This window comes from Caballeronia eucalypticola, assembly GCF_047608185.1.
Classification (GTDB): Bacteria; Pseudomonadota; Gammaproteobacteria; order Burkholderiales; family Burkholderiaceae; genus Caballeronia.
In genome coordinates this window covers 1-26,590 of sequence record NZ_JBLKRU010000071.1, presented here as the reverse complement: position 1 = coordinate 26,590, position 26,590 = coordinate 1, and the positions used below count along the sequence as shown (strand labels likewise).

Sequence of the window (26,590 nt, the reverse complement as noted above, 5' to 3'; positions counted from 1 at the left end):
CTGCATCGCGGAAGCAACTGACCATGTGGCCCGATGTCCGCAAGATCGTGGCCCTGGCGTGGCCGGTGCTGATCGGCCAACTGGCGATCATCGCGTTCAGCGTGATCGATACGGCCATGGTCGGCCGATATTCCGCCACGGATCTTGCAGCGCTCGGCCTCGGTTCATCGATCTACATCTCTGTCTATATTGGTTTAACGGGCATCCTGACGGCATTGCAACCCATTGCCGGGCAATTGTTCGGTGCGCGGCGTGAAGCCGATATCGGCGAGGAAGTCCGGCAGGCGCTATGGCTGGCGGCGGTGTTGTCGGTGATTGGCTTCGTTTGTTTGTATTTCCCGCAGCCTCTCCTGAGTATCGCCGATACCCCTCCCGCCCTGCACGACCGCACCCTCGCCTATTTGCGCATCCTGTCGCTCGGCCTGCCGGCGAGTCTCGCGTTTCGCGTCTATGGCTCGCTTGCGAACGCGGTAGGCAAACCCCGCCTCGTGATGTTCCTGCAAGTCGGTGCGCTGATGCTGAAGGTTCCGCTCAACCTGTGGTTCATCTTCGGCGGATTCGGCGTGCCGGCGCTGGGTGGTCCAGGCTGCGCAATCGCGAGCACGATGATCAACTGGCTGATCGCCATCGTTGGAATAACGGTGCTGGTGCGTGTCGAGTTCTTCCGGCCGTTCGGCATATTTTCGCGCTTTTGCTGGCCCGTCTGGCAGCGTCAGAAAGCGCTGCTGAAACTCGGCATTCCGATGGGGCTGTCCTACCTGATCGAAGTGACCTCGTACACGTTCATGGCGCTGTTCATCTCGCATTTCGGCACGACGACGCTTGCTGGACATCAGATCGCCGGCAACATTGGCGCGGTGCTCTACATGACGCCGCTGTCCATTGGCGTGGCGTCCGCGACCCTCGTTTCGCAAGCACTTGGCGCAGAACGTTTCGATGCCGCCCGTTCGCTCGCCCGCCACGGCATTGCGTTGTCGTGCGGTATCGCGTGCGTGTACGGCGCGGCGCTGTTCGCGCTACGGCCTCACTTGCTCGCGGCCTACACGCCCGACAGCCAGGTGATCGCAGCAGCCATGCCGTTGCTGGCGATTGTCGTGTTCTATCATTTCTTCGATGCCCTCCAGATCACCACCGCGTTCGTACTGCGCGCCTACAAGGTGGCGGTCGTGCCGACGGTGATCTACGCGGTCGCGTTGTGGGGCATCGGGCTGGGCGGCGGATACTTGCTCGGGTTCGACGTGGGCGGTTTTACGCCCGCCTGGTTGCAGGGCGCGCGCGGGTTCTGGGTGGCGAACTCGTTAAGCCTGGGCGTGGCGGGCGTAGGACTGTTTCTCTACTGGCGGCGGATCAGCACGCGGCACATCCCGGATGATCGTGTCGGCGCCGGGGCCAAGCCAGTTTAGATTCAAAACCGCACCAACCACGCCAAACCGCGCACTCGATGCAATCAGCGCACGCGCGGTGTCATAAAATGAAAACAATTGGCAAGGACGACGTAACACTCCGGTAAAATCGCCAGCGTTTTGGCCACCCTGGAACGAGTGCGATGATCCGCGTCATAAAAAAACAACGCTGGCCCATGGCGTCGCTTGCCGCCCTTTCCATGTTCGCCGCGGGTTTGCTCGGCGCCACGCATCGCGCCGACGCCGCCCGCACGCTGAGCGTATCGCCACAGGGCAAGGTCACGCAGGTGCGCCAGGTGGTCGTCAAGTTCGACGAAGCGATGATCGCGTTCGGCGACCCGGCGGCCAAAGCTCCGGCTCAGGTCCATTGCAGCGGGGGACCATCGGCGGGATCCGCGCATTGGATCGACGATAAAACCTGGGCCTTCGACTTCGCACAAGACCTCACGCCCGGCATGCGCTGCTCAGTCGCGCTGAACGACGGTCTCAAATCCACTGCGGGCAACGCGCTCACCGGCCCACGCCAGTTCCGCTTCGAAACGGGCGGCCCGTTTGTCACGCAAGTCATGCCCGGCGGCGGCGAGATAGAAGAAGACCAGATCTTCGTGTTGCGCCTGAACGGCCCCGCGACAGAAGCGTCGGCGTTGCAAAACATCTGGTGCGAATCGAGTGGATTGGGTAACCGGATTCCCGTCAAGAACGTCGACCCCAACGCACGCGCCGCGCTCCTCAAACATTTCCGCCTCGATAAAGACAGCGCACGCGTGCTTACGCTTGCGTGCCAGCAAACCCTGCCGTCGGCCACGAAGATGCAACTCGTGTACGACGCAGGCGTAGCCGGCCCGAGCGGTCCTCGCGAACGATGTGGAGAAGCGCTTCGACTTCGATGTCCGCGAACCGCGAGTTTTTCGTGCGAACGTGAAAACGCCAAGGCGACAGCACAAGCATGGAGATGGCATTCGCGGGCGTGAACCTGATTGCGCGCGATTTCGCAAAGCTTGGAGAGCTTTATCATTGTGGCGGTGTCTGGCAGAGGCGCTCGATTGTCCCGGCCGAGTGGGTACGGGCGTCGGTCACACCCGACAAACTCCACTTAAAGCCAGGCAGCATAGGGTTGCTGCCGTTTGGATATGGTTATCAATGGCGGGTGCCCGAAGGCGAGCGCGGCGAGATCTTCGCCGCTGGCGTGTACAACCAGTTTATGTTCGTCGATCGGTCGCGGGAAGTCGTGATAGTGAAGCTGTCAGCAAACAGGCACTTCGGAACCACGATAACGGAGGTTGCCAACCGAGAGCTGATTCAATCGCTTTCTTCCGTGCCATTGCGGAGTCGCTGGACTGACATCGCATCGTCACTCATAATCAGCCGAAGAAAGGTAACGATAGCGAGTGCTATGCAGTGGGACGAATTGGAAGTTTTCTTGTGCGTTGCGGAACTAGGCAGCTTTACGCGCTCCGCTGAAAGGCTCGGGCGACCGAAGTCGACAGTGAGCCGAGCCGTCGCCGCACTCGAGGCGCGGCTCGGTGAACGGCTTCTCGAGCGAAGCAGCCGGAGTGTCCGGTTGACCGACGCCGGACGTGATCTGCTCGCCCGGGCCAAACCTCACGTCACGGAGCTCAACGACATCCTCAACGAGCACGAATCTCTGAGCAGCTTGCCGCGAGGTATGCTCCGTATCGCCGCGTCGTATGAGATTGTGACGCAAGGCCTGTTCGACATCCTGCCGGATTTGTTGTCGACGTATCCTGAACTGCAGGCGACGATTGAGATCACGCATCACTTAGTTGATCCCATTGAAAGCGGGTACGACCTCCTTCTCTATCAAAGCCAGACAACTTTGCCGGACTCATCTATCGTTGCACGCCACCTCTACGACGTCGAATTCGGCATTTTCGCGGCGCCCCCACTGGTCCGGAAGTACGGGCTGCCCAAATCGCCTGACGAGCTTCAGTCCTGGCCGATGGTCACGACCAGCGTCGGGCAGGTGTGGCAATTCGCGCATACGCCAACAGGCAGAATTCACTCGTATTCAACCCAGCCGAGACTGTCCGTGCCGAGCGCACAGGGACGACTGCGCGCTGCCGAAAAGGGCTGCGGCGTCGCCGTATTGTCCACGATGCTCTGCAAGGAGGCGGTGGCGGCGCGCCGCCTCGTGCGCATCCTTCCTGATTTCGTGCCTGTCCCGCTTGCCATCTACGCCCTGTTGCCGAGCCGCAAGGTCCACCCGGCACGAGTAACTGCTTTGCTGAATGCTTTCGCTCAACGATTTGGCGGCGGGCGTACGCGCAGGTGATGATGCGCATGGTGCGCGTTTTTGCTTTTGCTTTCTACCTCATTAACGCATCGGCCTCTTTGTGTGTTGTGGTCAAGCCCTTGGGACACCGTCCGGAGTGTTCCTGGCCGGGCCTTCTTCGGCGAGCAGATCACTTCGAGGAGGCGATTCGTTTCCTTGACCAAGAAGGCCGTAGATCTTTTAGTTCTCGCGCTCCCTTTCGAGTTTAATCACGCGCGCCTGACGCTCCCGGATGCGTCTCTGTACGGGTCTGGCTCCACTTCCTCTGCACGTCGTTTAGCGGCGGCTCAGCCTTTCCTGCAGGGCATTGCTGCACCGCTGCAAGGCTGAGCCACCCCGCCCGGCGCTTCGTAGGTTTTGGTGATCGAATAGCCTTGCGCAACTACCAATCGCACCGCGTCAGCCTCGAATTCGTCAGTCAGACCGCCTACTCGTTTTTTCTCATCTCGGTTTAGAGAACGATTCCTTTAGATGTGTGCAAAGTCGTTCGACCAGTACAGTGACGACCTGGCGTGCTTTCAAGTTCCTGCTGTTCTGGTTTATTCGGAATCCGCGTGACGCGGCATTGCGGCACCAACTTCAGTCCTCGGTACTTTTACTGATTAGTTCATTAGACAATCTAAGTCGTAAAGCACGCCACGACCCATCGTCTCACAGGCGGAACGCCACGTTCCCGATTCGGCTTGAATCATCATTTATGCTCGCTTAGCTTCTCGTCTTAGGAGGGGGAGATTGCCAGCTGACGCACGAAGTCCATGAGCATACGAGAGGAAGATATCGCAGATATAGATTAACGACGCAGGCTATAAACCAATTAAACAGCTTGGAGGGACGAAAGGATGGAAACGTCGATCACGAAAAATTTATGCTTATTCGCACTACTACTCATTTCGTTTGAAGAAGCGCGCGCACAGAGTTCGGTGACGCTATTCGGCGTCGTCGACGCCGGGCTGATGTACCAGAACCAGAATGGCGGAACCGGACTGGGCGGGAAGACGAAGGACAGCGTCACTATGTTTACAGGTGCTGGGGGCAGCGACAGCAGCGAATTCGGCATGCAGGGGCTGGAAGACCTTGGTGGGGGCACGCAAGTCGGCTTCAAGCTGGCGAACGGGTTCAATAGCGGAAACGGGGCGCTGGGAACCGCAGGAACGCTGTTCAATCAGGAGTCGAATGTGTTTTTTCAGAGTCAGTACGGCCGCGTGACGGTGGGAAAGCAACTCGATCCCGCCTATCTGGCGGTGGTCTTTTCCGATCCTCGCGATGCCAAAAACGCCTATAGCGCGGTCGGCACGTGGAATTTCCTGCAGGGGAATGATCCCGCGCCCAGCGATACCGTATACGAGTCGAACGCCATTTCTTATTCGTATCGTGATCGCGGTGCGAGCGCCGGTGTGCTCTACCGATTCGGGGGAATACCAGGCGCGCTGTCCCAGGGCCGGGTTATCTCCGCTGGCGTTGGCTACGACAACGGCAGCCTGATCGGCAATGGCGGCTTTCTCACCAAAAACGATTCGTCAGGGACCCGGGATTTGCGCGTCTGGGAAATCGGCCTGGGTTATCGAATCGAAAGCGTCACCATCAAGGCCCTGTACGTCGATTACGATTTACCACTAGGCAATGTGGTGGCTCCCATCGGCACGACGCCGCCGTCGCACGTCATCGAGGCCGGTGGCGGGGTGAACTGGCGTCTCTCCCCGGCGCAGGAGATCACCGTTGCGTATTATTTTACCGAGAACAAAATGGACACGACCAACGCGACGTCAATGTACGTTCTCAGCGACGACTATTCGCTGAGCAAGCGGACGAAGTTATATGGCTATGTTGGCTTGATGTCGGCGAAGAAGGGCGCGAATGCGCTCACGGCACTGACAACGGCTCAGTTGACGACTGGCTATCCGAACGCCAATACATCTACCATTGGATTTGGCATACAGCACACGTTCTGACACAAAACGCGTATCTATTTGCGAGCCGCCAATGACGTTTGCCATAGCGGTTCGCAAGAAATTGCGTTGATAAACTCTGCGGTAAAAATCATGCCACATGTTACCGTTGGTATAGTTGCATGTCTATTCTAGGAGGGTAGTGCAAGGGTCTTCGCGTAGATCATCAGAGTTCCTTCTAGGGCTCCATAAAGCATTTCGACTGCCATAGCGCGCAGCACCTGACCATTGCCAGCTGCAGCCGAAATTGCCTCGGCTGCTCCGATCATCGTGAGGAGTGCAGCATCCCCTCTTGCTCCCTTGATTGCCACGAAAGGATTAAGGGCAACCCGAAGGCACTCAGTGTATGTCGCACGACAATCATTTAGGAATGACCGAAGTGCATCAGAACCGCATAGCGCTGCAACGACGGGCCCGATTTCCGGGCCCGAAGCAATGGCGCAGTTGACATAGGCGTCAGCGAAGATCAGCAGGGTCAGTTCAGGCGTTACCGCTTTCTCAACAAGGGTCCCGCGCAAAGCCTCGGCTTGTTTGTCGTCAAACGCCTGATAGAGTGCAATCAGCAACCCATCACGATCGCCGAAGTGATCATAGGTAACTGGTTTGGTTACACCGGCCCGATCGGCGAGATGGCCGAGCGTCAGGGATTCCGTACCCTCATTGCGGATGATCGCACGGGCTACGTCCAGCAATTGTTGTCGTCGGGAATCCCGACTCATTCTCTTCGTGTTCGTCGCCATTCTTTGATTCCTCAACTCAGTTCACAGAAGACGCAACGCAGTTTTACAAACGCTAACGGAATGAGTTGCGGGAGTTGAGGGTCGTCAACCCGCTGCACGCTCTGTTATCGGTTTCGTTGTATCGGTAACGAGGAGGCCATCGCAGAGTGATAACGCATTGACGAAGCGGTCGATGTGGTCAGCATTGGTTTCGTCCGCTTCGTAAAACATATCGATTTGCGTATCCTTCATGCCGCATAAGCCGAACACGCCTTCTATCACTTGTGTCTGGATGGCCTGTGTATATCCGTGACGATCATAGCCGCTCTTGTCACCGGCACCCGTAGCGATAAGTCGCACTGGAATATTGCGCATGCTTCCGGTGAGTCGACCTTGTTCGTCGATCTTATATGCCCAGCCACCTGTAAAAACGCGCTCGAACCACCCTTTTAACAAGGCCGGGACGGACCACCAGTACACAGGAAAAACAATGACAAGCATGTCGGCGCGGTCAATCCGCGCCTGTTCTGCAGCAACATCCGATGGGACTTTACCGTTGCCGCGATAGTGCTCGATGTCTGCCGCCGACATGGTAGCCGAGAACGCTTCCTGGTGGAGAACGGCAATCTCGACGGTGATGCCTCTAGCCGAAAGGTCACTGGAAATGCGGTGCGCAAGCGAGTGGGAAAGAGACTTGGCGTTGGGATGCGCCACAACGATGAGGGCGTTGCGTACGACATGGGTAGATGGCATGAGGGCCTCCTAAGTGAAAGTCAGATCATATTACCATTAGTAAGTTACCATGTGTAAACTAGAGTGGGAATGTAAGGGGTTTCGTGCCTGTTCAACAGGTTTCCTTCCAGGGCCGGATATCGTCCTAGTCGTGCCGCCCGGCCGCAATCTCGCGTTTCGCTGCAGCCAGTGATACGCATCAGTGCAGGCTCAGGCACTCATCCCGGAATTAACCATTGAACGCCTCGGGGCACATGCCCGTCTGGACATCGATCATCTGGACATCGATCAACTGGATCGAAGGCTATTACAGCTGGCAACGCCTGCACGCCTCAATCGACCTCCTTGTCTCTGTCGACTACGACGCCCGGCTGATAGCCGCGTGACTTGCTGTACGGAGAAACGAGGCAGGGTCAGGATCGTCAGGAACAGATCTTTGGGCAGGCGGGGCTGGCGATAGCGCGCTCGACACTTGATGCCTGGGTCGACGCGTGCGGCGTGCAACTGCAGCCGCATCGCCGCGCAGCAGATTTTCGTCAAAGACTGTTTGCACCTTCGCGGTCAGCCCCTGAAACACATCGCGTATTGGTCGCGCGCGCAGCGATCCAGATGCGCGTGCCGGGTTTGTTCTCTTCTTACCGCGGCAAAGTAGTGCTCATCCAATCGGAAAGACTCCGGACTATCTCGGGCGCTTACGAAGTTGTGCGAACGGCGCCCACAGATGCCGCGGCACTCCTTCCACGTCGGCGCGGCGCTGTTTCGAGCAGGAAGATGGACGCTACGGCACCCAGCATCAGCATCCCACTGGCAAAGTAGAGCGTGGCCCGCAAGCCCTGGTGCTGGGCGATGGCGCCGCCGATGACAGGCGCAAGCCCTCCGCCAAAGATTTCACCAATGCCCACCACAAAGCCCACGGACGATGCCACGAGTCCAGGTGGTGCGGCCTCCGTTGCGATCGGTCCGCACAGCAGGCTGATCAACGGAAGGGCGAAAGCAGAAATTGCAAACAGCAGCCAGAACAGGAGCCACGGTTGATCGGCGCCCACGCGTGTGAAAAGGAAGAGGAGAACGGAGGATGCGACGAATCCATAGATTGCCACGGGGCGCCTTCCAATGTAGTCCGAAGGAAGCACCATGGTGAACAAGCCAAGCAAGCCACCGAAGCCGGTCGCAGAGACAATCCATCCCATCCTTTGTGTTTCGATATGCAGAACCCCCGCGAGATAGCTCGGCACCATTGCGCTCAAGATGAACATACCGGCCATTGCGCCTAGGATGGCAATCCCGCCAAGGCAGACATTCCGACTACGAAAGATCTGCGTCCACCGCACGTCCGTTCGTTGGTTCGCTGCATGTGCAGGGGCACTGATTGAATCAGGCCGAAGCGTGAGCCAGGTGAGCAATGCCACGACAAATCCTGGCACGGCCGAAATCAGGAACACCCAGTGCCATGAAACAGCCCGCAGCAGTTGCGTCGCGACGATTGGCGCAAGGCCCAGTCCGCATACGGAGAACATGCCCATCTGGAGGCCCTGATTCAAGCCGCGCCGCGAGGGCAGCGATGCCTCACCCACCGCCGCGATGCTGACCGGCGTGAACGCGCCTTCCGCGACGCCCATGAGCGCGCGCATTGCCATCAGACTTGCGAATCCGGTAACAAGTCCGGAAAGACAGGAAAAAAGCGAAAACACGATCAGCGTGACGGTAAGGATTTTCCTGCGGCCGATTCGATCGGAGACAGGCCCTGCAAGGATGGCCCACAATCCCCACGTGAAACTCAGGATACCGAATAGGTTGCCGAGTTGTTGATAGTTGAGATTGAGATCTCGCATGATGGAGGGAAACAACGGGGCAATGAGCCATCTGTCAAAACCCACCAGTCCGAATCCGAGCCCCATGAGAATGAGCACCTTCCATTCGTAAGCGGCATCGTGGGACTTCGCCTTCGTGCCGTCTTTCTCTGACTTCCATTTCATTGCTTTTCTCCTTGAGATCTTATTCAAACACCGTAGCTTTTGTTAGTTGTATCTTTGCCGGTGGGTCCGTTACGCTGGTCCACAGATATCAAGCTTGCGATGTTCTCGCAGCACAGTGCAAGCGGGTCCCTTTCACGATGGGTTCTGGCAGTCGTTTGGGAGACATCGGCCGTGCTTCGCCCTGTAGGGAAAAGCATCGCTTCAGCGCTAGGTCAAGCGAGATTAAGAACCCGGGTCCCGTCCAACCGAAGCGTTTGTACAGGCGAATAGCGCAAGGCGCTGCCCTCGTCGCCGAGGTAGAAAGTGATGTCAAGGGTCAGGGCATCGACGTCATATTGGGAGTTCCACAAGGTCCGGACTTCCCTGCCTTCCTGTGTCACTGGAAAGCGAACCGCGGCCGCTGCGTCGGCGATCTCCACCGTGGTGAGCACGCGATCGCCGATGCGCTCCGTGAGAGCTCGCATTCGTTGATAGGTGAGGCCGTCGCCTGCCTCGTCCGGGAGATCGACGACTGACGGGAATCGGGTCAGCTCATGGTTGGTCACGACCTGTGGTTTGCCACCGCCGGACACTGTCCTAGCACCCTTTGCCGTGAAAGGCTCCCACACGAAAGAGGCACCCGTCCGGTCAGCGATGACGTAATGGCATGGAAGCGTTGCTGCGTAGTGCTCGAGCCCCGCGAGCCGTTCAAGTGCTTCGTCCACGTTCGCACAAGTTTCCAACAGATAGCAAGGCACTTCGAGTTCGTTGATGCCGGCCTGCAACGCCATGGTCGGTGTTTTGCCTGCGGCGTCGAGATCGGCGAGCAGGGCGACAGCCAGCCCGGCGCTATTGATGCCGTCGAGGCAGCCGCCGAGCAGGTCATAGGACCGCACCTGCAACGTGGCATACCCCGAATCCGGGTAGCTCTCGATCACATAGGGACGGGCGGTCATCGGCAATTGACCCGGGGCGCGCAAAGGAGCCGGCGACATCGATGCGCCGTTCGCCTCGAAGGCTGCGATAAATTCACCGAGCGTACCGGTGCTGAAGTCGTAGTTCCGGCTGAGACGCCCTTGTCCATCGGACGTGTGCTTGGGCGGATGCCACGAAGCAGAGCAGGCACCGAGCGACATCAGATACGGCACTTCACCGAGGTCGAAAGTGTCGTCTTCATATGCTAGGCCACAGGCCAATGCGGCGCCGCGCATGCGAGCGGCATGGGCGGGCCAGTGCTCGGCGAACCAGGCTTTGCGCGCACGCACCCGTGCTGGATCATGAACGGGCGAGGGTAGCCAGCCGTAGCGTTCGGCGGCAATCGATGCGAGATGGCGCCCAATTTCCTGATGAGAACCGCTCAAAACAAGCCTTCTAGGTTCTGAGAAGTCAGCGGGGCCACCTGCAAGAATCGTATCAACTTCAATCATGGGATTTCCCAAAAGGTATTACGTGAAAGAAGCGGCGTCACCGAGGCCGTGCAGCGGCGGCTTCCCTTGCACGATGTTACGGGGGCTAAATTTTGCTAGGACCGTTAGCAATCTCCGCCACATGTCGCATCATCTTGCCCCGGACGTTGCGGCGTTTTAATCGTCTGAGACATTCCCGCGCCGCATAATGTTGCTGTCAGATGTGCCGAATTTATGGAGCACCAGTGCCGCGTTTGCGCAGATTTAACGAACATCGATCATCAAAAAGAGTGGAGTGGATAGCGCATACTTCCGCCACCAGTCTCCACTTGATGAAAGAGCGCGCGACCTTCGACATGAGGGAACAGATGGTCGTAGCCTGCTTCGAACATACGGGGTCCATCCTCTCGTTCTCCGTCATCGGGCTGCCCAGGAAAGCACTATCGCCGGATAAGTGTGAAATGGCGGCCTCGTCATGAAGCGTTTCAAATGCACGCCGACCCTCGAAACAAAGCGGCTTTGCCGGGTTTCGAGGAATGGGCTACTTGAGCACCCGCGGTTTTGCCCTGCACTTTGTTTTGAGTAGTCATCGTGGGAACTACATTACGTGACTGGCGGAGGCGGATAAAGCCCCTGCGGGGAACATGGCGTTCCCCAAATGGAACGATCCTCGGTGAGCCATTGCTGGCTTGATCCTTATTTAGTTTTGTACGGGAAAACCTGACGCGAACCAAGCTTTGAAACTTCGACTGCGAACTCCGGGACGCGACAAACGGGAAGGGCATGCGCTGAGGCGCTGTATTGCTGATAGGGAGGCGGCTGTAGAAAGAAGTGATGAAAGAACGAGATTGCTTTATGAAGGTCACCACGTCTGTGGGGCCCTCATCAGCTGGGCGGTTTGCTGGTATTTCCGTTTCATGCTTTGACTGCGATATCGAGCAATTGTTTGCCTCGTGCGTGGTCGTGTCCGAATCGATCCATTACTGATAAATTCAGCGCTGGATTCGCGCATCCCGCCAAAGGGGCGCGACACAAGCCGTGGCCACAGGGTCATGAAGGGCCATTGGCGAGCGGCAGAGATGGCGGCGCGGCGCCGACGAGTTCGGTTACCGTGCAAGGCCAGATCTCCGTAGCGTTATACGGCGCAAATGTACAGAGCCTTGGTGACGCTGGCCGCGGCGGAAACACAGGTATGGTAGCGTCGGCGGCAATGGCACAGCGCGAGCGTCGACATCGACTAGGCGTCATCGAGCGTCTCGTGTGCTACCGCGCCTGTTCGAGGCCAGTGGCAGTCGCCGAATCGGCCCTGGCAATGAGAAGTTAGCGTCGCTACAATGAATTCACCGGCCGTCGGCGTTTTGCCGGCATGGCCGGGACCGACATCTCCTATCCTCGGAGGAAAGTCATTGTGAAACTCCTTTTGTATGCCTTAGCAACATTCTCTGTAGCAGCCGCTCCCGCCGTCTCTTTCGCCCAGTCGTGCAAGCCGTTCACGCGTGCTCAAGTCATTGCCGAGCTTATCGCGGTCGAGCATGCGGGCTTCCATCCCGGATCCGTCGATTACGTAGAGTATCCCGGAAATCTTCAGGCAGCAGAAGCACGTATCGCCGCAAAGCACGCCGGAGTCAACCCGGCGCCAAAAGTCGACGGTTTATTGCCATAGTGTTATATCAGGACGATGATGCCGAATTGCAGAAATATAAAAAGCAGGCCTAACCGATAACCCTCTGGTAAAGGGCAGATCCCCGGTCAGCCTCTCACGTCGTTCTAGGCGCGCGGCGTTGAGGCTAAATGCCGGTGAAACATGTCTCACGAAAACGGCATTTCGTTACGTCCGACGCAGCGCGTAGTTCAAGCCTCGCCACGCAAGCGAACGCTGGCGAAAAAAACCGGTCCGCTCCCCCGGGCCGGCAAAACGGGCAGCAAGCGAAGCGCTCCATACTGGCGTCTGCAGGTTTAAAATACCTGGACAGGAAGCTCGCTTGAAGACCTCTCTCCTCGCAGGACGCCTCGCTTTTGTCGATTGAATGTGCGCGTGACCAGCGATCATGCCGGTGTGTTTCAGAACAGGTGTCGCAGACCGACCGTATAGCCTGTGCCGTTAGTCGACGCGTTCGTCGCCTGCCAGCCTGTGGTTCCATAAGCGAATCTGCCTGACCGGGAGTCGTAGACGACATCGGCATAGACGCTCGTCGCTTTAGACAGGAAGTAGAAATAGCCCAATGCGCTACGGCATTGAATTGTCTGTCCGTTGGATGCCGTGTGGCTGAAGGTGGTCATTACCGCCTGCGCCGGGCCAATGGGGATGCTGAGGCCGGCCATCTGGTTGTGAATCGACTGGCTAAACGTGTTCTGGCCAAAGCCATAGCCAGCATAAAGCCGCGCAAACCCGAAGTCGTATTGACCAGCCGTATAGGCCCAGTGAGCGTGGTCCCCCTGCGGACGGATGAACGAGGCGGCGAGCTTGAGTTTCAGATCCTGATACACGATCGAAGCGGAATAAGGAATGTTGTCACCCTGAGCCGCCGAGTCGCGTGAGGCGACCTGCGCGCGCACAGTCACTGAACCCAGCGTGTACGCATAATTCGCCGAATTGTTCGTGCGCACCGTATCGATCTGTCCTGGGCCGCCGTTTGCCTCGGATATGCCACCGCGCGCAGCATAGCCTGCCACCAAGCCGTTCTGACCAAAGGGGTCGGCCGATACTTCGGCGTAGTGGCTCGCATTGACATCCCGGCCCAGGGCTAGGTGACCGAACCATCCCTCGAGCCCGACGGTCGAGCGACCACTGAAGAACGAACTCGAGTTATAGAACGTGCCGTTGTTCGGATTGAACTGTTGTTCCAACTGGAAGATTGCCTTGTACCCGCCTCCCAGATCCTCGACCCCTTTGAAACCCCAGAAGCTGGTCGCCCCGGTGTTCATCCGGATAGCCTGACTGCCGTCGTATTTGCCGACCTCCAGATCGACCAACCCGTAGAGTGTCACTGATGACTGCGCCATCGCGGCGTTTGCACCCAGCGCGGTCAAGGCAGCCACGAATAATTTTTTTCTCATCACTAACAGTCTCCTCAGTTAGTTCCGTTAAATGGAACTTATTGTTGGAGTTTAGCATTCAGTGGAACCGATGCAAGCTGTTTTAGAGCCTCTTCGGGATACTCCTAGGATTCGTGTTGTTACGGCGCATCCCGGGAGCGGTGGGCAGCGAACAGAGGGCGAGCCGCGCGCGCGGCGGTCTGGCGCGACGGCGACCAGCGAGATTTTGAAGCGGCGGTGTAGATAGGGGGCTTCGACTTCGCCGAACGCGGTTCAGGCGAGGTCCCGCGCACGCGGATGGGTTTAGCGGCTAGCCGGCGAAGGTCGTCTCGGGAAGACCGCGCACGCCGGGAATGCTGACCGCGAAAAGCGATCCGGAAAGCGGCGCGCTGTTGAGCATGTCTTCGGTTAGCCGGACCCGCGCACTGGTGACATAGAGCACGTCGAGGTTCTGGCCGCCGAAACAGCAGCTAGTCGGGCGCGGCACCGGCATACGGATGCGAGACATTTCCCGGCCGTCGGGATCGAAGCGCACGACGCACCAGTCGTCCCACATGGCGACCCACAGGCAGCCGCTTGCATCGACGGTCAGGCCGTCGGGCGAACCCGCCGACGAGTCGAACGTAATCAACGGCCGGCGGTTGATGATCGTGCCGTTGAACAGGTCAAAGTCATACTGGTAAATGGTCTTGCGATGCGAATCCGTGAAATACATCCGCGTATTGTCCGGGCTCCAGCCCAGGCCATTCGCAACCGTAAAACCGGTGTCCATTTTCTTCCAAGAACCGTCCGCGTCGACGCGGAACAGATTGCCGCGATTCGCCGCCGCGCCCATGTCCATCGTGCCGACCCACAAGCGGCCCATGCGATCGCACTTGCCGTCGTTGTAGCGGTTGCTCGGGCGGTCGAACTCGGGGTGAGAGAACCGCGTTAGATTGCCGACGTCGTCGACGGTCATCAAGCCGCCCGGTGTCGCGATGAGCAGGCCACCCGTCGCTTTGGGAATCACAAGACTCAGCATGGAGCCCAGTTTAATTTCGGTGCTGGCGCGGCTCGACGCATCGAAACGATGGATGGTCGGCGTGAGGATGTCCACCCAGTAGAGCGCGTCGTCCCGCGGCGACCACATGGGCGCCTCGCCCAGCAGCGACGGCACCTGGCTCACGCAGTGAACGTCTGCGCTCGCGAGCGCGGGCGGTTGGCTCTTGGCGGCGAGCGACATCGACTGGCCGCCCGAGTTGTGTGAGATCTTGCGCGCAGCGCCCATTACCGCCGCCGACAGGTTGTGCGCGCGCGCCACATCGAGCCGGCTCGCATTGCCGGAGATGGCCACCGCGCCGATCGGCCGACCCTCGAAGTCGAACACCGGGGCCGCCAAGGCGACCGTGTTGCCCGAACTTTCCTGATTGGCGAGTGAATAGCCGCGTGAGCGCGTCAGGTCGAGTTCGCTCTTGAGTTCGTCGATGGATGTAATCGTCCGTGGGCCTAGCGGCTGCAAGGCGATCGAATTCAGCAGATCCTGCTGTTGCAGCGGGTCAAGATAGGCTGCGATGGCCTTGCCGGCCGCGCTTGCATGGAGCGGCAGGCGCATGCCGACGCCGAGCGAGATTCGCCCGACCTGGCGCGCGTCTTCACTGGCGATGACCACCACGCTGTTGCCGTCCAGAATCGCCAAATGCACCGATTCTCCAACGAGATCACGCAGCAGAACCAGTTCGTCTTGCGCCGCGACTCGCAGGTCGAAGTCGCTCCACACTTCGTGCGCGAGTTCGAGAAAGCGCAGCCCGAGGCGGAAGGTTTTGCTGTACGCATCATGGCGGAGCAGGCCTTCACGCTGGAGCGTCGTCAGTATCCGGTGCAGCGTGCCCTTGGGCAGGCCGCAGGCCTTGAGTAGCTGGGTGAAAGTCAGGGGGGCGGGTGCCTGCGAGACTATATTTAGCAGGTACATCGTCTTTTCGAGCACTCCGACGCCTGCTGGGCCCTTGTCTTCAGTCACGACCACTGTTGTTCCCTCACTTTCCGCTTCCGGGGTAAGCGGATTCGCATAGGTGGTTTCTGCTAATTTTTGTTTCACTTTGGTCAAGTCTTTCGCCCCTTGGCGGAGATGGCAGTTCGGCGTTCCCGTAGAAAGCTTTTCCTGGGTGCATTGTACGCCCAAAATATCACGACCGGCCTTTTGTTCTACTGAATGGAACTTTTTAAAAAACCATGCTAGGATGACATCACAAGTTCCAATTATAGAAACAAGGAGACAAGAATGCTCACGAGACGCAAATTCATTTCTGCCGTGGCTGCCTCATCTGTTTTTGCGCCCTCACTGCTGAGAGCGGCCACGAACGGGTTCACCTACGTGGGTTGGTCCCAGGATGAAGCGGCCAGCAAGGCCACGTTGGGCAAGATTTTTCAACAGTTTCAGCAGGGCGACCCGGGTGCCGCGGTCAAGGTAGTGGGTTTCCCTTATGCGCAAATGCAGCAGAATCTTTTCCTGAGACTGCGTGCACATCAGCCAGTCGACGCGGCCCAACTCACCCTGCAATGGCTGCCGCAATTCGGCGCAACCGGCAAGATGCTCGACTTCAACGACGTATACGGCCGAGCGGCACTCGAAAAGGTTGTCGATCCTGCCATCCTGCGGCTTGGCCAAGTCAAGGGCAAACAATTGAGCATGCCGTGGACCGCGGGCTCAATCGGCATGGTCGCCAACGCGGCGGTCCTGAAAGAAGCCGGCGTTCCCCAAGCGCCCGTCACGATTGACGCATTCATCGAATCGCTCAAGGCGGTCAAGGCGAAATTCCCTGAGGCGGTGCCGTATGCCATGTCTACCAAAGACAATGCGTCCATGGCGTCGGACTTCCAGACCTGGCTCTGGACCTTCGGCGGCCACATCTTCAACGAGCAGGGGCAGGTCGCGGTCAACAGCCCAGCCGGTGTGCGCGCGCTCGGGTTTATGAGCGACCTCGTGAGAGACCGCCTGGCCGCGAAAGACACGGACCGCTACGACGCCCGCCGCCTGTTCGCGCAGAACCGCTGCGCCTTCTATCAGGATGCACCGCTTGCGCGTGGGTTCGCCCGAGACAATTCCGGCAAGGGCACCGCCTTCGACGTGAACGTTGAATCCATCGCCACACCGGTTTTAAAGCAAAGTGATGTCCCGCGCTCGTTTGCGTGGGGACATCTGCTCGGCAGTTTCGCGCAAGACAAGCAAAGTTTCGATGTGGGGTCCGCGCCTGCCCGCTTCGTTTCGTATCTCAGCATGACGGACGAGCCGCAACTCGAGTATTTCCGGCAGGTCGGTCTGTTCCCGGTTACCCGAACTGCCATCGCCAAACTTTCCGGCGACCCATATGTGGCGAACTGGACCAAGAGCGCAAAGACTGCTACGCGTGACGAACTGACGTTCTACCCGAATGTCGCGGACCTGACGGTGATTGTCGGCGAACAGGTGCAAGCTGCCGTGCTGGGACAAAAGACAGCTGCGCAAGCGATCGAAGACATGAGCAAGCGGCTGAGTGACGCCGTTGAGTGACGTCACTGAGTGACACGACCTTATAAGCGAATGAACTTGTGCCCGCGCGTCAATCCTTTATCCAAAACCGGTTCCCATGAATAACGCCAGCCTACCCTCGACTCAGTCCGACCTACGGGCAGCCAAGCAGCGTCTATCACTCAAGTCGCACGAAAGAAGAATTGGATTCGCTTTCGCGTTGCCTTCGCTGATTGCATTCTTCGCCGTTATCCTGATTCCATTTCTCCAATCCCTGAAACTCTCCTTCTATCGCTACACGATAGAAATGGATACACCTCGCTTTGTCGGTCTGAGAAACTTCAAGAAGCTGCTGAGCAATCCCGACACGCTGACTATCTGGTTAAACACACTGACGTTCGTCGTACTGACTACCAGCATCACGCTCGTGATCGGTCTTGCGTGGGCCGTCGTGCTCAATCAGTCGTTCAGGGGCAAGGCGTTTCTGCGTGCGCTTTCGTTGTTGCCCTGGGTTCTTCCTTCGACCGTGACCGCCTTTCTTGCCGCGTGGATCTTCAACGGTCAGTACGGCGTCCTCAACGCGATTCTGCTGCAGTTGGGCGTGATTACGGAACCTGTGCCCTGGCTTGCCGAAGCGCACTCAGCGATGGCCGCCGTGGTCCTCACGCGCGTCTGGGTGTCGGTGCCGCTCTTCATGGCGTTTTTCCTGGCGGGTCTGCAGGGCGTGTCGCAGGATCAGATGGACGCGGCGCGCGTCGACGGTTGCGAAAACATCGGCGTGTTCCGGTACGTGGTGTTACCGCATCTCGCGCCGACGATCATCATCGTGACCATTCTCGGTGCAATGAGCAACCTGCAGGCGTTCGACGTGATTTATGCGCTCACTCAGGGCGGTCCGGTCAAGGCGACGACGATGCTGTCCATCGAAGTCTACAAGCAGGCGTTTCAGAACTGGGATGTCGGCAGTGCATGCACTATCGGCGTGCTGTGGTTCGTGACCATCGCGATCCCGTCCGCGTTCTATCTGCGCATTCTGTTCAAGCGGGAGAATTAAGCATGTTGCTTCTCAACAACTGGCGGGCAAGAACCGGTTTCATGACGCTGTTACTCGTGATTGGTGGTTTTCTGTTTCTGCCTATCGTCTGGATGGCGCTGACGTCGATCAAGCCGGAAGGCGAAGTGTTCGTGCGCATACCGTCAATCTTGCCGCACATACCAACGCTGGAAAACTATCGTTCGCTCTTCGGCCACAGCGCGACCGGGCTGCAACTGCGCAACAGCCTGATCACGGCGGGCGGTGGCGCGCTTCTCACCGTCGTGCTGTCGACCTACGCGGCGTATAGCTTCGCCAAGTTCCGCTATGTCGGCCGCAAGCCGCTGATGTTCCTGATGCTCTCGGCGCAGATGTTCCCGTTTGCGATGCTGCTGGTCAGCGTCTACCCGATATTCCAGTGGGCTGGCCTGCTCGACACACGGCTGGGCCTGATCATTGCCTACATCATCCTCGCGCTGCCGAGCGGTACCTACATGCTTTATGGTTACTTCATCAATATTCCTAATGAAATTATCGAGGCAGCGCGTGTCGATGGCGCCAGCGAGGTCTACATCCTGCATCGGATCGTCTTGCCGCTTGCCATTCCCGCAATGGTGACCGTTGGTCTGTATTCGTTCATGTGGGCCTGGAACGATCTGCTCTTCTCGCTCACGCTCGTGAGCTCCCCAGAGTTGCGCACAGTCGGTCCCGGCCTGCTGCTGAGCTATCTGGGCGAAGGTCGCGCGAACTGGGGCGGCGCAATGGCTGAATCCATTGTGATCTCGCTGCCGGTCGTGCTGGGGTTCGCTTTTCTGCAGCGCTATTTCATCAAGGGACTAACCGCTGGAGCGGTTAAATCATGAGACTTGAAAACAAGGTCGCGATCGTCACCGGTGCGGGTCAAGGTATCGGCCGCGCGATTCTCGAGCGCTTCGTGGTGGAGGGGGCGCGGGTGGTCGCCATAGAACTCTCGGAAGCGAGCGCTGATCGCGCGATCTCCGGCTTGCCGCAAGAGCACATTCAAATGGTGTGCCTTGATGCGCACAAGCAAGCGACCGTCGATGAGGCCATTCGCATTGCAAGAGCGCACTTCGGCGGACTCGATGTCCTCGTCAACAACGCGGTCCAGTACACGCCGGCGAGCCTCACGAACGAGACCGACGATGGGTGGGCTCGCACGATCGATTCGGCACTGACTGCGACGTTTCGTTTCTGCCGCGCCGCGATGCCGGAAATGATCGCTCGGGGCGGCGGATCGATTATCAATGTCGCGTCGATCAATCAGATCGTCGCGAATCCGGGTCTCGCCGCGTACACCGCCGCAAAGGGCGGCGTGCGGGCGCTGACGAAGCAGATCGCCGTCGAATTCGGCGTGCAGCGCGTACGGTGCAACTCGATCTCGCCAGCATTCATCGCAACAGAACGCACGGTAGCCGGACTCACGCCGGCGGATCTTGTAGCCGTTGCGCAGAGCTACCCGATGGGCCGCATCGGCGAGCCAGCCGACGTCGCCAATGCGGCGCTCTTCCTTGCCAGCGATGAGTCTTCGTTTATCACTGGCATGGATCTTCCGCTCGACGGCGGCTTGACGTCGCTCGCAGCCAGCGCGATGTTGTCTAACCATATTCGTTCCTCGTGGGGACTTCCGGCCCTGCATATCGTGGAGAACAAGAAATGACGATTAAGAACGCCCACGCACCGCTTATTGGCGTGTTCCCTGTGTTGCCAACGCCGTTCGATGAGGACGGCAGTCCTGACGTGGCCAGCCTGCGCAATCTCGTGCGCTACGTGATTGATGCGGGGGTGGACGGGATCACCTATCCGGGCGTCGCCAGTGAGTTCGGACAACTGAGCATTGACGAACGGGTCATGCTGACCAACATCGTGTTCGACGAAATCGATGGCCGCGTGCCGTTGATTGCCGGCGTTTCAAGTACGGATGCCGAGTTGACGATCCGGCTCGCGCAAGGGATGTCCCAGGGAGGCGCGGCGGCGTTGATGATCGCGGTGCCCCCGAACCGGTTGACCGCGCAGGCGCAGATCGAGTTCTTCAGTCGTATTGCGGCCGCCGTGCCGCACGCACCCATCATGCTGCAGAACGTGCCGGCGCCGGTCGGAGCAGGCCTGGATCCTGAGGTGCTGCTTGAAATCCTGAATGCAGTGCCGGCGATCCAGTACATCAAGGAAGAAACCCTGCCGAGCGGGCAGCGCCTCTCGATCCTCAAGAGCAACGCACCGAAAACGATGCTGGGCGTCTTCGGTGGCGCGGGTGGCCGCTACATCACCGACGAACTACGGCGCGGCGCATGTGGAACGATGCCGGCCATCGAACTGGTGGAGATTCACGTGGCGCTGTTCAAGGCGCATAGCGCAGGGCATAGCGAACAGGTGAGGGCGCTGTTCACGCGCATGCTGCCGATTCTGAACGTGCAGGCTGTCTTTCGCTGGTCTTTGACGAAGTACGTCCTGCATCGGCGCGGACTCATTAGATGCCGATTGCAACGCGCGTCGGGTCCTCTGCTCGACGCGGCCGATACCTCTGACGTAGACGATTTTCTCCGTGACATCGACGATCTACTGATTCCTCAACACCAGCTTTCCACCCTTAAAGGCGAGCGATATGGCACAGCTTGAATTGCGGCGGATCAATAAATCGTTCGGTGACGCATCGGTGATCCAAAACGTCGACCTGCATGTTGCCGACGGCGAATTTTGCGTGTTCGTCGGACCATCGGGATGCGGAAAGTCGACCTTGCTTAGACTAATTGCTGGACTCGAGGAAAGCACGTCCGGGTCGATTTCAATCGGCGGCAACGATGTCACGGCATTGCAGCCGGCGAGGCGCGGTATCGCGATGGTATTTCAGTCGTATGCTCTTTATCCGCACATGAGCGTCGCGGAAAACATGGGGTTTGGCTTGAAGATGTCGAGTTTGCCGAAGGCGCGTATTGACGAAAAGGTGCAGGAAAGCGCGCGTATTCTGCAAATCGAGCATTTGCTGGCAAGAAAGCCAAAGGATCTCTCCGGCGGTCAACGTCAGCGCGTTGCGATTGGCCGGGCGATTGTGCGCGAGCCCTCGCTATTCCTGTTCGACGAGCCGCTCTCTAACCTGGACGCTGCGTTGCGCGTTGAAATGCGGCTTGAGCTTGCACGCATCAAGGAAGAACTTGGCACGACGTTCGTCTATGTGACGCATGACCAGGTCGAAGCAATGACACTGGCCGACAAGATCGTCGTGCTGCGCGACGGGAAGATCGAACAGGTCGGGCGTCCGCTGGATTTGTATCACCGTCCGGCGAACCGGTTTGTCGCGGGTTTCATCGGCTCGCCAAAAATGAACTTCATCGAAGTCTCGGCCACGCCCATGGAGTCGATGTCGGTCAACGTCCAGTTGCCGGCAGGTCATGTGTGCATTCCCGTGACGAAGCGGATCACCAGCGCGAGCCTGACGCTAGGCGTGCGGCCGGAACATATGCGAATCGTCGATAAACGTGATGCACCGCTGATCGGCGAAGTCAGCTTCGTCGAACGGCTCGGCAGCGAAACGTTCGTCTACGTGAAGACGGTGATGGAAACGATCATGGTGAAAGTCGACGGCACAACGCCATGTGCGAAGGGTGACCGGGTCGGGCTCGCATTCGACGACGAAGCACTGCATCTCTTCGCGCAAGATGGCTCACGTATCTCGATATCCTGATTAAGAGAGACTCGTTCGATATGGCTATCTCACCTCGAATAGCGTCGGTCGAAGCGTTCATCGTTTCGATTCCTCGCGATGTGCCTTACCTCGGTGGCCTTGGTCAGGAGGAGCAGGTCAACAGCCGTGGCTATTTGATCCGCAAAGGCAATAGAACGATCTATCCGACGACTGACATGTCGGTGCTCATCAAGCTGACCGCAGACGACGGGACGGTAGGCTGGGGCGAAACCTACGGCATCGTGGCGCCCGAGGCGGTGACGGCGATCATCGACGATGTGCTCGGGCCGACGGTCATTGGACGGGATCCGCGAGACGCTGTCGTGATCCAGGAAGACTTGTACGACATGATGCGGGTGCGCGGTTTCTTTGGCGGTTTCTACGTCGACGCCATTGCTGGCGTGGATATCGCAATCTGGGACCTGTTCGGCAAGCTGGTCGGACAGCCGGTGGTCAAGCTTATCGGCGGACAGCGTCAGACGTCGATTCCGGCGTATGTTTCAGGCCTTCCCGGCAGCTCGCTCGACGAGCGCGTCGCGCTGGCGCACACGTTCGTCGCCAAAGGATTCAGCGCGTTCAAGTATCACGCGGCGGTGTCCTTCGACGGAATTGTCGATGAAATGCGTGCCCTCCGGCAGGGACTCGGAGAAGCCGTGCACCTCATGGTCGATTTGCACTGGAAATTCACGGCTCAGGAAGCGATCCAACTCATCGACCAACTGACTCCATATCGTCCCTACTTTGTCGAAGCGCCGTGTCAGCCGGAGGACATCGAAGGCCAGGCGCACGTGGGGTCGCATATCCGGGTACCGCTCGCACTGGGCGAGGAGTGGCGCACGGTCTACGAATACCGCACGCGGCTGGAAAAGCGCGCCATGTCGATTATTCAACCTGAAATGGGGCATATCGGCATTAGTCAGTTCATACAGATTGCGCGGATGGCCAATGCGTTCCATATGAAGGCGATTCCACACGCGAGCATCGGCATCGGCATCTTCCAGGCGGCGAGCCTGCATGCAACCGCCGCGCTCCCCAACGCGCCGATGCACGAATACCAGCATTCAGTTTTCGATCGCAACTTGCAGTACGTGGAGACAACCATGCGGTGCGTCAATGGAGCGTTCCAGTTGCCCGAGGGCCCTGGACTAGGTATCGAGCCAAGTGAGAAAGTGTGGCAGCACATTCGAAAGAAGCCCGCTGTATAGAAGCAGAACTGGCGAGCGCGATTGCATGGTTTCGCGCTGTGCCGACAATATTTAACCATTTCAACGTATTAATAAGGATCCCATATTATGAGTCCGTCGTTCATTAGCCTCGATTGGGGAACGTCGAGTTTGCGTGCCACCTTGGTATCGGCCGAGGGTGGCGTCATTGAGGCAAGAAGTGCAGCGGGCGGCGTCATGTCCGTGAAGGACCGGCAATTTGAGGCGTCACTGCATGCGATCTGCAGCGACTGGATCGATCAGTTCGGCTGTCCGATCGTGGCGAGCGGCATGATCGGCAGCCGTCAGGGCTGGGTAGAAGCGCCTTACCTGGACTGTCCTGCGACGCCAGCCGCCGCAGCCCACGCGTTCACGACGCTATCAATCTCGAACAAGGTCGATATGCATATCATTCCCGGCTTGCGATGTGGCTCGGGAGCGTCGATGTATGACGTCATGCGTGGAGAAGAAACTCAGATCTGGGGCGCTGACGTGGAGCCCGGCAGCTTGTGCGTTCTACCCGGTACGCACAGCAAATGGGCCTTCGTCGGTGAGCAGTCGATGATTACCCGGTTCGCGACCTATATGACAGGGGAGTTGTACGGTTTGCTCACCAAGCACGGCATTCTTGGTAGGTTGATGGAGTTTGGCGCAAGCGATAACGAAGCCTTTGCGCGGGGTGCAACGCTTGGCTTGGATCATCCCTCGCAAGCCACGCACGTGCTCTTTGCTGCGCGTACGGCGGGTCTGATGGGTGCAGAGCATCCGGCTGGCTTGCCTGACTATCTGTCGGGTATCCTCATTGGCCTGGAAGTCGCCAGTGCCATGGCAGTGGAGAACGTAAATGGCGAACAACCCATTGTCTTGATCGGGGACGACGATTTGTGCTGTCGTTATGACGCTGTTCTGCAGCTTGCTGGCTTGCAGTCGGTTCGTGCGCGGGACGCTGCCACCATTCAGGGTCATGTTCGGGTCGCCAGGGAGGCCGGCATCGTCGTGTGTGAGTCAGCCTGAAAACCCGAACGCGGTACCGTTAACGTTGTCGGCATGCTGCCAAGAGCGCAGCGACAAATGCGGTAAATGGCCTCGGGTTTCCCGGAGACGAAAACATTTCGGTATCCTGTCACGCCGCGCAATTTCCGGACTGTTCATATGAACTTCGATCCCACACGCATCTTCGATCACCCCATCGAAAAGAGCCTGTCTATGCGAATGCGCCAGTTCGCGGCGCGGCGCATTCGCTACGAAGTGATCGGCCTGATATTTGTCGTCATGACGATCAATCTCGCAGATCGCGCGGCGATGTCGATTGCGGCCACACCCATGTCCGCTGAATTGCAGTTAAGTCACCTTCAGTTGGGCTGGATTTTCTCGTCTTTCGCGTGGGCCTACACAGTCTTCCAATTGGCCGGGGCTGGGCGCTGGATCGGTTCGGGGTCAAACGCACTTATACGGGGGCCGTCTTCCTGTGGTCGTTTTGTGTCGCAGGGGTAGGTTTTGCGCCCCTCTTCGGTCAGCACGCGGCGAGCGCACTGATTTTTGCGTTGATCTTCATGGTCGGCATGGCCGCGGCGCCTTGCTATCCCGCCAACGCCAAGATCGTGTCTGCCTGGTTCCCGGCAACCGAGCGCGGGACGGCATCGGCGATCTTCAACGCCACGCAGTACTTTGCGGCCGCGGCATTCACGCCCGTGCTCGCTTTGCTTGCAACCAACTTCGGGTGGCGCTCGGTTTTCTTTGTGATGGGCGCCATCGGCATCGCCGCAGGCGTGCTATCTGCACTCAAGCTGAAAGGACCGCTGGATCACCCTCGGCTCACGGCAGAGGAACGCGAGTTTATCGAAGCGGGCGGTGGAACGCTGGATATGGCCGGCAGAAGCAGGGACGGCGGTCCAGCCGCAATGCAGGGCATGCCGGCGCGGCGAAAGGTCAGCTTCGACACGTTGCGCCGCCTGCTGCAAAACCGCGTGCTGCTAGGAATATCCTTTGCATAGTACTGCATTAGCACCCTGAGCTTCTTTTTCATCATGTGGTTTCCTGTCTATCTCGTGCAGGAAAGGCATATTTCCTTGCTGCATGCCGGGATACTGGCGTCTATTCCGGCCATTTGCGGATTTTCGGGTGGAATCCTGGGTGGAATGCTTTCGGATCTACTTCTTCGACGAGGCCGGACACTGACAGTCGCCCGCAAGGTGCCCATCTATGTGGGCATGCTGATGGCTTCTACCATCATGGCGTGCAATTACGTGAGCGCGGACTGGCTCGTCGTTACGATCATGGCACTGGCATTCTTCGGCAAGGGCTTCGCCGCGCTCGGATGGGCGGTCATCGCCGATACGTCGCCGGTGAATGCGTCAGGACTGACTGCGTCGGTGTTCAATACCTTCAGCAGCCTCTCGGGTATCACCACGCCCATCGCCATCGGCTACCTGGTCCACACAACGCACTCATTCGACGGTGCGCTCGTATTCGTCGGCGCTCACGCTCTGCTAGCAATCGCCAGTTACGCGTTGGTGGTTGGCACGATCAGTCGCATTGATCCAATTTAAGGTGCGCGTTGGGGCTCTGGTGTAAATAGCCGGTTCGGCCGAGATACTTGGCGGTCTCAAGTCGAAGTGCAACAACTGGTCTAATGTTTAGATGACGTTGCGAGATCCGCTGCTTTTAGTGTCGCGGCAAATACCTCGAAGGGTGAATGAAACGCATGCGTAGCACGAGGGCGGTTGTTCAAGCTGTCTGCAATGACGTCGAGGTCGGCCTGACTATGGACGGAAAGGTCGGTGCCTTTGGGCAAGTACTCGCGCAACAGGCCGTTGGTATTTTCACAAGTTCCTCGCTGCCACGGGCTGTGTGGATCGCAAAAATAGACATTCACGCCTGTTTGAGCGGCAAGTTCTTGATGCCGTGAGAGTTCACGCCCCTGGTCGTAAGTGAAGCTGTGACGCAAGTGCTCGGGGATCGAGTTGAGCTTGGCGGAGAAGCCAGCCAGTGCAGATTCGGCTGTGGCATCGTCCATCTTAGCCAGCAGCACTAGACGGCTGGTTCTCTCCACCAACACGCCCACTGAAGAGCGATTGCCTTCGCCTTTAATGAAGTCGCCCTCCCAGTGCCCGGGCATCACGCGATCCTCTATTTCAGGTGGGCGCACGTGAATGCTGACCATATTTGGAATTTGCCAGCGGCGATCACTACCCCGTGTCCGCGACATACGGGCGCGATGAGCACGACGCAAACAAGCAATGAGTTGACGCCGTAGTTCGCCGCCTGGGTGGGCGTAGATAGTGGTGTAAATCGTTTCGTGCGAGACCTGCAAAGTCGGATCGTTTGGGAACATACGCTTGAGGACTCCAGAGATTTGCTGAGGCGACCAACGCCACTCCAGCAGCGTGAGGACGACCCTCCAGCAAGCGCTGTGAGGCCCGAGTTTGGGCGCGACCGCACTGTTGGATCGTCGGGCCGAACTGAGTGCGTGCGCCGCTGCTGGGACATAACCAAGCACAGAACTATTGCGCCTGAGTTCGCGGCTAAGGGTAGAGGCCGAGCGCCCGAGTATTCGGGCCATGGCCCGAATACTAGAACCCCGTTGACGTAGGCTCGCAATCTCCAAACGTTCCTCAGCTTGCAACTGCTCGTACTGATTTGCTTTATGCATTACAACACCTTATACGCTTTGGTGTTGCGCTT

The 26,590-nt window shown here is 58.4% G+C and carries 20 protein-coding genes and 3 pseudogenes; 16 read left to right on the top strand and 7 right to left on the bottom strand.

Features of this window, described 5'->3' with window-relative positions; genetic code table 11:
- The first annotated feature begins 23 nt into the window (after positions 1–23).
- The 4 genes and pseudogenes from ACMX25_RS38190 (at position 24) to ACMX25_RS38175 (ending at position 5,645) form a co-directional block, all read left to right on the top strand.
- On the top strand, positions 24–1,403 hold the full coding sequence (locus ACMX25_RS38190; protein ID WP_414952088.1) for an MATE family efflux transporter: 1,380 nt from the start codon (positions 24–26) through the stop codon (positions 1,401–1,403).
- A 176-nt stretch (positions 1,404–1,579) separates the two neighbouring features.
- Positions 1,580–2,338, top strand: a pseudogene (locus tag ACMX25_RS38185) (Ig-like domain-containing domain); the annotation flags it as partial.
- A gap of 11 nt (positions 2,339–2,349) precedes the next feature.
- Positions 2,350–3,696: a LysR substrate-binding domain-containing protein gene (locus ACMX25_RS38180; RefSeq protein WP_414955035.1), complete on the top strand. Its 1,347-nt coding sequence runs from the start codon at positions 2,350–2,352 to the stop codon at positions 3,694–3,696.
- Between the two features lie 839 nt (positions 3,697–4,535).
- Positions 4,536–5,645 carry a porin gene (locus ACMX25_RS38175; protein ID WP_414955034.1) on the top strand — a complete coding sequence of 370 codons (1,110 nt, stop codon included), beginning with the start codon at positions 4,536–4,538 and terminating at the stop codon, positions 5,643–5,645.
- Positions 5,646–5,773: 128 nt separating this feature from the next.
- On the opposite strand, the gene ACMX25_RS38170 is transcribed toward ACMX25_RS38175, so the two are convergent.
- Both ACMX25_RS38170 and ACMX25_RS38165 read right to left on the bottom strand, forming a co-directional pair.
- On the bottom strand, positions 5,774–6,382 hold the full coding sequence (locus tag ACMX25_RS38170) for a TetR/AcrR family transcriptional regulator (RefSeq protein ID WP_414955033.1): 609 nt from the start codon (positions 6,380–6,382) through the stop codon (positions 5,774–5,776).
- Positions 6,383–6,466: 84 nt separating this feature from the next.
- On the bottom strand, positions 6,467–7,114 hold the full coding sequence (locus ACMX25_RS38165) for an NAD(P)H-dependent oxidoreductase (RefSeq protein WP_414955032.1): 648 nt from the start codon (positions 7,112–7,114) through the stop codon (positions 6,467–6,469).
- A gap of 215 nt (positions 7,115–7,329) precedes the next feature.
- Here ACMX25_RS38165 and ACMX25_RS38160 point away from each other — a divergent pair, with 215 nt between their 5' ends.
- Together ACMX25_RS38160 and ACMX25_RS38155 are read left to right on the top strand one after the other, a co-directional pair.
- The gene (locus ACMX25_RS38160; protein WP_414955031.1) at positions 7,330–7,479 is read left to right on the top strand and encodes a hypothetical protein; all 150 of its coding nucleotides are present in this window, start codon (positions 7,330–7,332) and stop codon (positions 7,477–7,479) included.
- 34 nt (positions 7,480–7,513) lie between these two features.
- Positions 7,514–7,606 (top strand): annotated as a pseudogene (locus tag ACMX25_RS38155) (IS66 family transposase); the annotation flags it as partial.
- A 179-nt stretch (positions 7,607–7,785) separates the two neighbouring features.
- Here ACMX25_RS38155 and ACMX25_RS38150 read toward each other — a convergent pair.
- Positions 7,786–9,069, bottom strand: coding sequence for an MFS transporter (locus ACMX25_RS38150; RefSeq protein ID WP_414955030.1), 1,284 nt, complete (start codon positions 9,067–9,069; stop codon positions 7,786–7,788).
- Between the two features lie 212 nt (positions 9,070–9,281).
- Positions 9,282–10,475, bottom strand: coding sequence for a C45 family autoproteolytic acyltransferase/hydolase (locus tag ACMX25_RS38145; RefSeq protein ID WP_414955029.1), 1,194 nt, complete (start codon positions 10,473–10,475; stop codon positions 9,282–9,284).
- A gap of 1,387 nt (positions 10,476–11,862) precedes the next feature.
- Between ACMX25_RS38145 and ACMX25_RS38140 the strand changes: the two genes are divergently transcribed.
- Positions 11,863–12,117, top strand: coding sequence for a DUF4148 domain-containing protein (locus ACMX25_RS38140; protein ID WP_414955028.1), 255 nt, complete (start codon positions 11,863–11,865; stop codon positions 12,115–12,117).
- Between the two features lie 398 nt (positions 12,118–12,515).
- Here ACMX25_RS38140 and ACMX25_RS38135 read toward each other — a convergent pair whose 3' ends face one another.
- On the bottom strand, positions 12,516–13,511 hold the full coding sequence (locus ACMX25_RS38135) for a porin (protein WP_414955027.1): 996 nt from the start codon (positions 13,509–13,511) through the stop codon (positions 12,516–12,518).
- Between the two features lie 289 nt (positions 13,512–13,800).
- Complete coding sequence (locus tag ACMX25_RS38130; protein WP_414955026.1) at positions 13,801–15,453, bottom strand: SMP-30/gluconolactonase/LRE family protein; 1,653 nt, start codon at positions 15,451–15,453, stop codon at positions 13,801–13,803.
- 294 nt (positions 15,454–15,747) lie between these two features.
- Here ACMX25_RS38130 and ACMX25_RS38125 point away from each other — a divergent pair, with 294 nt between their 5' ends.
- From ACMX25_RS38125 to ACMX25_RS38085, 9 genes and pseudogenes are all read left to right on the top strand, one after another.
- Positions 15,748–17,016 carry an ABC transporter substrate-binding protein gene (locus ACMX25_RS38125; protein ID WP_414955025.1) on the top strand — a complete coding sequence of 423 codons (1,269 nt, stop codon included), beginning with the start codon at positions 15,748–15,750 and terminating at the stop codon, positions 17,014–17,016.
- Between the two features lie 265 nt (positions 17,017–17,281).
- Positions 17,282–18,028 carry a carbohydrate ABC transporter permease gene (locus tag ACMX25_RS38120; RefSeq protein ID WP_414955024.1) on the top strand — a complete coding sequence of 249 codons (747 nt, stop codon included), beginning with the start codon at positions 17,282–17,284 and terminating at the stop codon, positions 18,026–18,028.
- Positions 18,029–18,030: 2 nt separating this feature from the next.
- Positions 18,031–18,870: a carbohydrate ABC transporter permease gene (locus tag ACMX25_RS38115; RefSeq protein WP_414955023.1), complete on the top strand. Its 840-nt coding sequence runs from the start codon at positions 18,031–18,033 to the stop codon at positions 18,868–18,870.
- Positions 18,867–19,685 carry an SDR family NAD(P)-dependent oxidoreductase gene (locus ACMX25_RS38110; RefSeq protein WP_414955022.1) on the top strand — a complete coding sequence of 273 codons (819 nt, stop codon included), beginning with the start codon at positions 18,867–18,869 and terminating at the stop codon, positions 19,683–19,685. Before ACMX25_RS38115 ends, ACMX25_RS38110 begins: the two co-directional genes overlap by 4 nt.
- On the top strand, positions 19,682–20,641 hold the full coding sequence (locus ACMX25_RS38105; RefSeq protein ID WP_414955021.1) for a dihydrodipicolinate synthase family protein: 960 nt from the start codon (positions 19,682–19,684) through the stop codon (positions 20,639–20,641). The genes ACMX25_RS38110 and ACMX25_RS38105 overlap by 4 nt, the downstream gene beginning before the upstream one ends.
- Positions 20,628–21,704: an ABC transporter ATP-binding protein gene (locus tag ACMX25_RS38100; protein WP_414955020.1), complete on the top strand. Its 1,077-nt coding sequence runs from the start codon at positions 20,628–20,630 to the stop codon at positions 21,702–21,704. Before ACMX25_RS38105 ends, ACMX25_RS38100 begins: the two co-directional genes overlap by 14 nt.
- 20 nt (positions 21,705–21,724) lie before the next feature.
- The gene (locus tag ACMX25_RS38095) at positions 21,725–22,909 is read left to right on the top strand and encodes a mandelate racemase/muconate lactonizing enzyme family protein (protein ID WP_414955019.1); all 1,185 of its coding nucleotides are present in this window, start codon (positions 21,725–21,727) and stop codon (positions 22,907–22,909) included.
- 87 nt (positions 22,910–22,996) lie between these two features.
- Positions 22,997–23,920, top strand: coding sequence for a 2-dehydro-3-deoxygalactonokinase (locus ACMX25_RS38090; RefSeq protein WP_414955018.1), 924 nt, complete (start codon positions 22,997–22,999; stop codon positions 23,918–23,920).
- Between the two features lie 192 nt (positions 23,921–24,112).
- Positions 24,113–25,455 (top strand): annotated as a pseudogene (locus ACMX25_RS38085) (MFS transporter).
- An 80-nt stretch (positions 25,456–25,535) separates the two neighbouring features.
- Here ACMX25_RS38085 and ACMX25_RS38080 read toward each other — a convergent pair.
- Positions 25,536–26,558, bottom strand: coding sequence for an IS30 family transposase (locus ACMX25_RS38080; protein ID WP_414948293.1), 1,023 nt, complete (start codon positions 26,556–26,558; stop codon positions 25,536–25,538).
- Positions 26,559–26,590 lie beyond the last annotated feature (32 nt).

Bases quoted from the DNA above. Each gene is read 5' to 3' on its own strand.
- ACMX25_RS38190 (WP_414952088.1), top strand. From the start codon at position 24: ATGTGGCCCGATGTCCGCAAGATCGTGGCCCTGGCGTGGCCGGTGCTG.
- ACMX25_RS38180 (WP_414955035.1), top strand. From the start codon at position 2,350: ATGGAGATGGCATTCGCGGGCGTGAACCTGATTGCGCGCGATTTCGCA.
- ACMX25_RS38175 (WP_414955034.1), top strand. From the start codon at position 4,536: ATGGAAACGTCGATCACGAAAAATTTATGCTTATTCGCACTACTACTC.
- ACMX25_RS38170 (WP_414955033.1), bottom strand. From the start codon at position 6,382: ATGGCGACGAACACGAAGAGAATGAGTCGGGATTCCCGACGACAACAA.
- ACMX25_RS38165 (WP_414955032.1), bottom strand. From the start codon at position 7,114: ATGCCATCTACCCATGTCGTACGCAACGCCCTCATCGTTGTGGCGCAT.
- ACMX25_RS38150 (WP_414955030.1), bottom strand. From the start codon at position 9,069: ATGAAATGGAAGTCAGAGAAAGACGGCACGAAGGCGAAGTCCCACGAT.
- ACMX25_RS38145 (WP_414955029.1), bottom strand. From the start codon at position 10,475: ATGATTGAAGTTGATACGATTCTTGCAGGTGGCCCCGCTGACTTCTCA.
- ACMX25_RS38135 (WP_414955027.1), bottom strand. From the start codon at position 13,511: ATGAGAAAAAAATTATTCGTGGCTGCCTTGACCGCGCTGGGTGCAAAC.
- ACMX25_RS38125 (WP_414955025.1), top strand. From the start codon at position 15,748: ATGCTCACGAGACGCAAATTCATTTCTGCCGTGGCTGCCTCATCTGTT.
- ACMX25_RS38120 (WP_414955024.1), top strand. From the start codon at position 17,282: ATGGATACACCTCGCTTTGTCGGTCTGAGAAACTTCAAGAAGCTGCTG.
- ACMX25_RS38115 (WP_414955023.1), top strand. From the start codon at position 18,031: ATGTTGCTTCTCAACAACTGGCGGGCAAGAACCGGTTTCATGACGCTG.
- ACMX25_RS38110 (WP_414955022.1), top strand. From the start codon at position 18,867: ATGAGACTTGAAAACAAGGTCGCGATCGTCACCGGTGCGGGTCAAGGT.
- ACMX25_RS38105 (WP_414955021.1), top strand. From the start codon at position 19,682: ATGACGATTAAGAACGCCCACGCACCGCTTATTGGCGTGTTCCCTGTG.
- ACMX25_RS38100 (WP_414955020.1), top strand. From the start codon at position 20,628: ATGGCACAGCTTGAATTGCGGCGGATCAATAAATCGTTCGGTGACGCA.
- ACMX25_RS38095 (WP_414955019.1), top strand. From the start codon at position 21,725: ATGGCTATCTCACCTCGAATAGCGTCGGTCGAAGCGTTCATCGTTTCG.
- ACMX25_RS38090 (WP_414955018.1), top strand. From the start codon at position 22,997: ATGAGTCCGTCGTTCATTAGCCTCGATTGGGGAACGTCGAGTTTGCGT.
- ACMX25_RS38080 (WP_414948293.1), bottom strand. From the start codon at position 26,558: ATGCATAAAGCAAATCAGTACGAGCAGTTGCAAGCTGAGGAACGTTTG.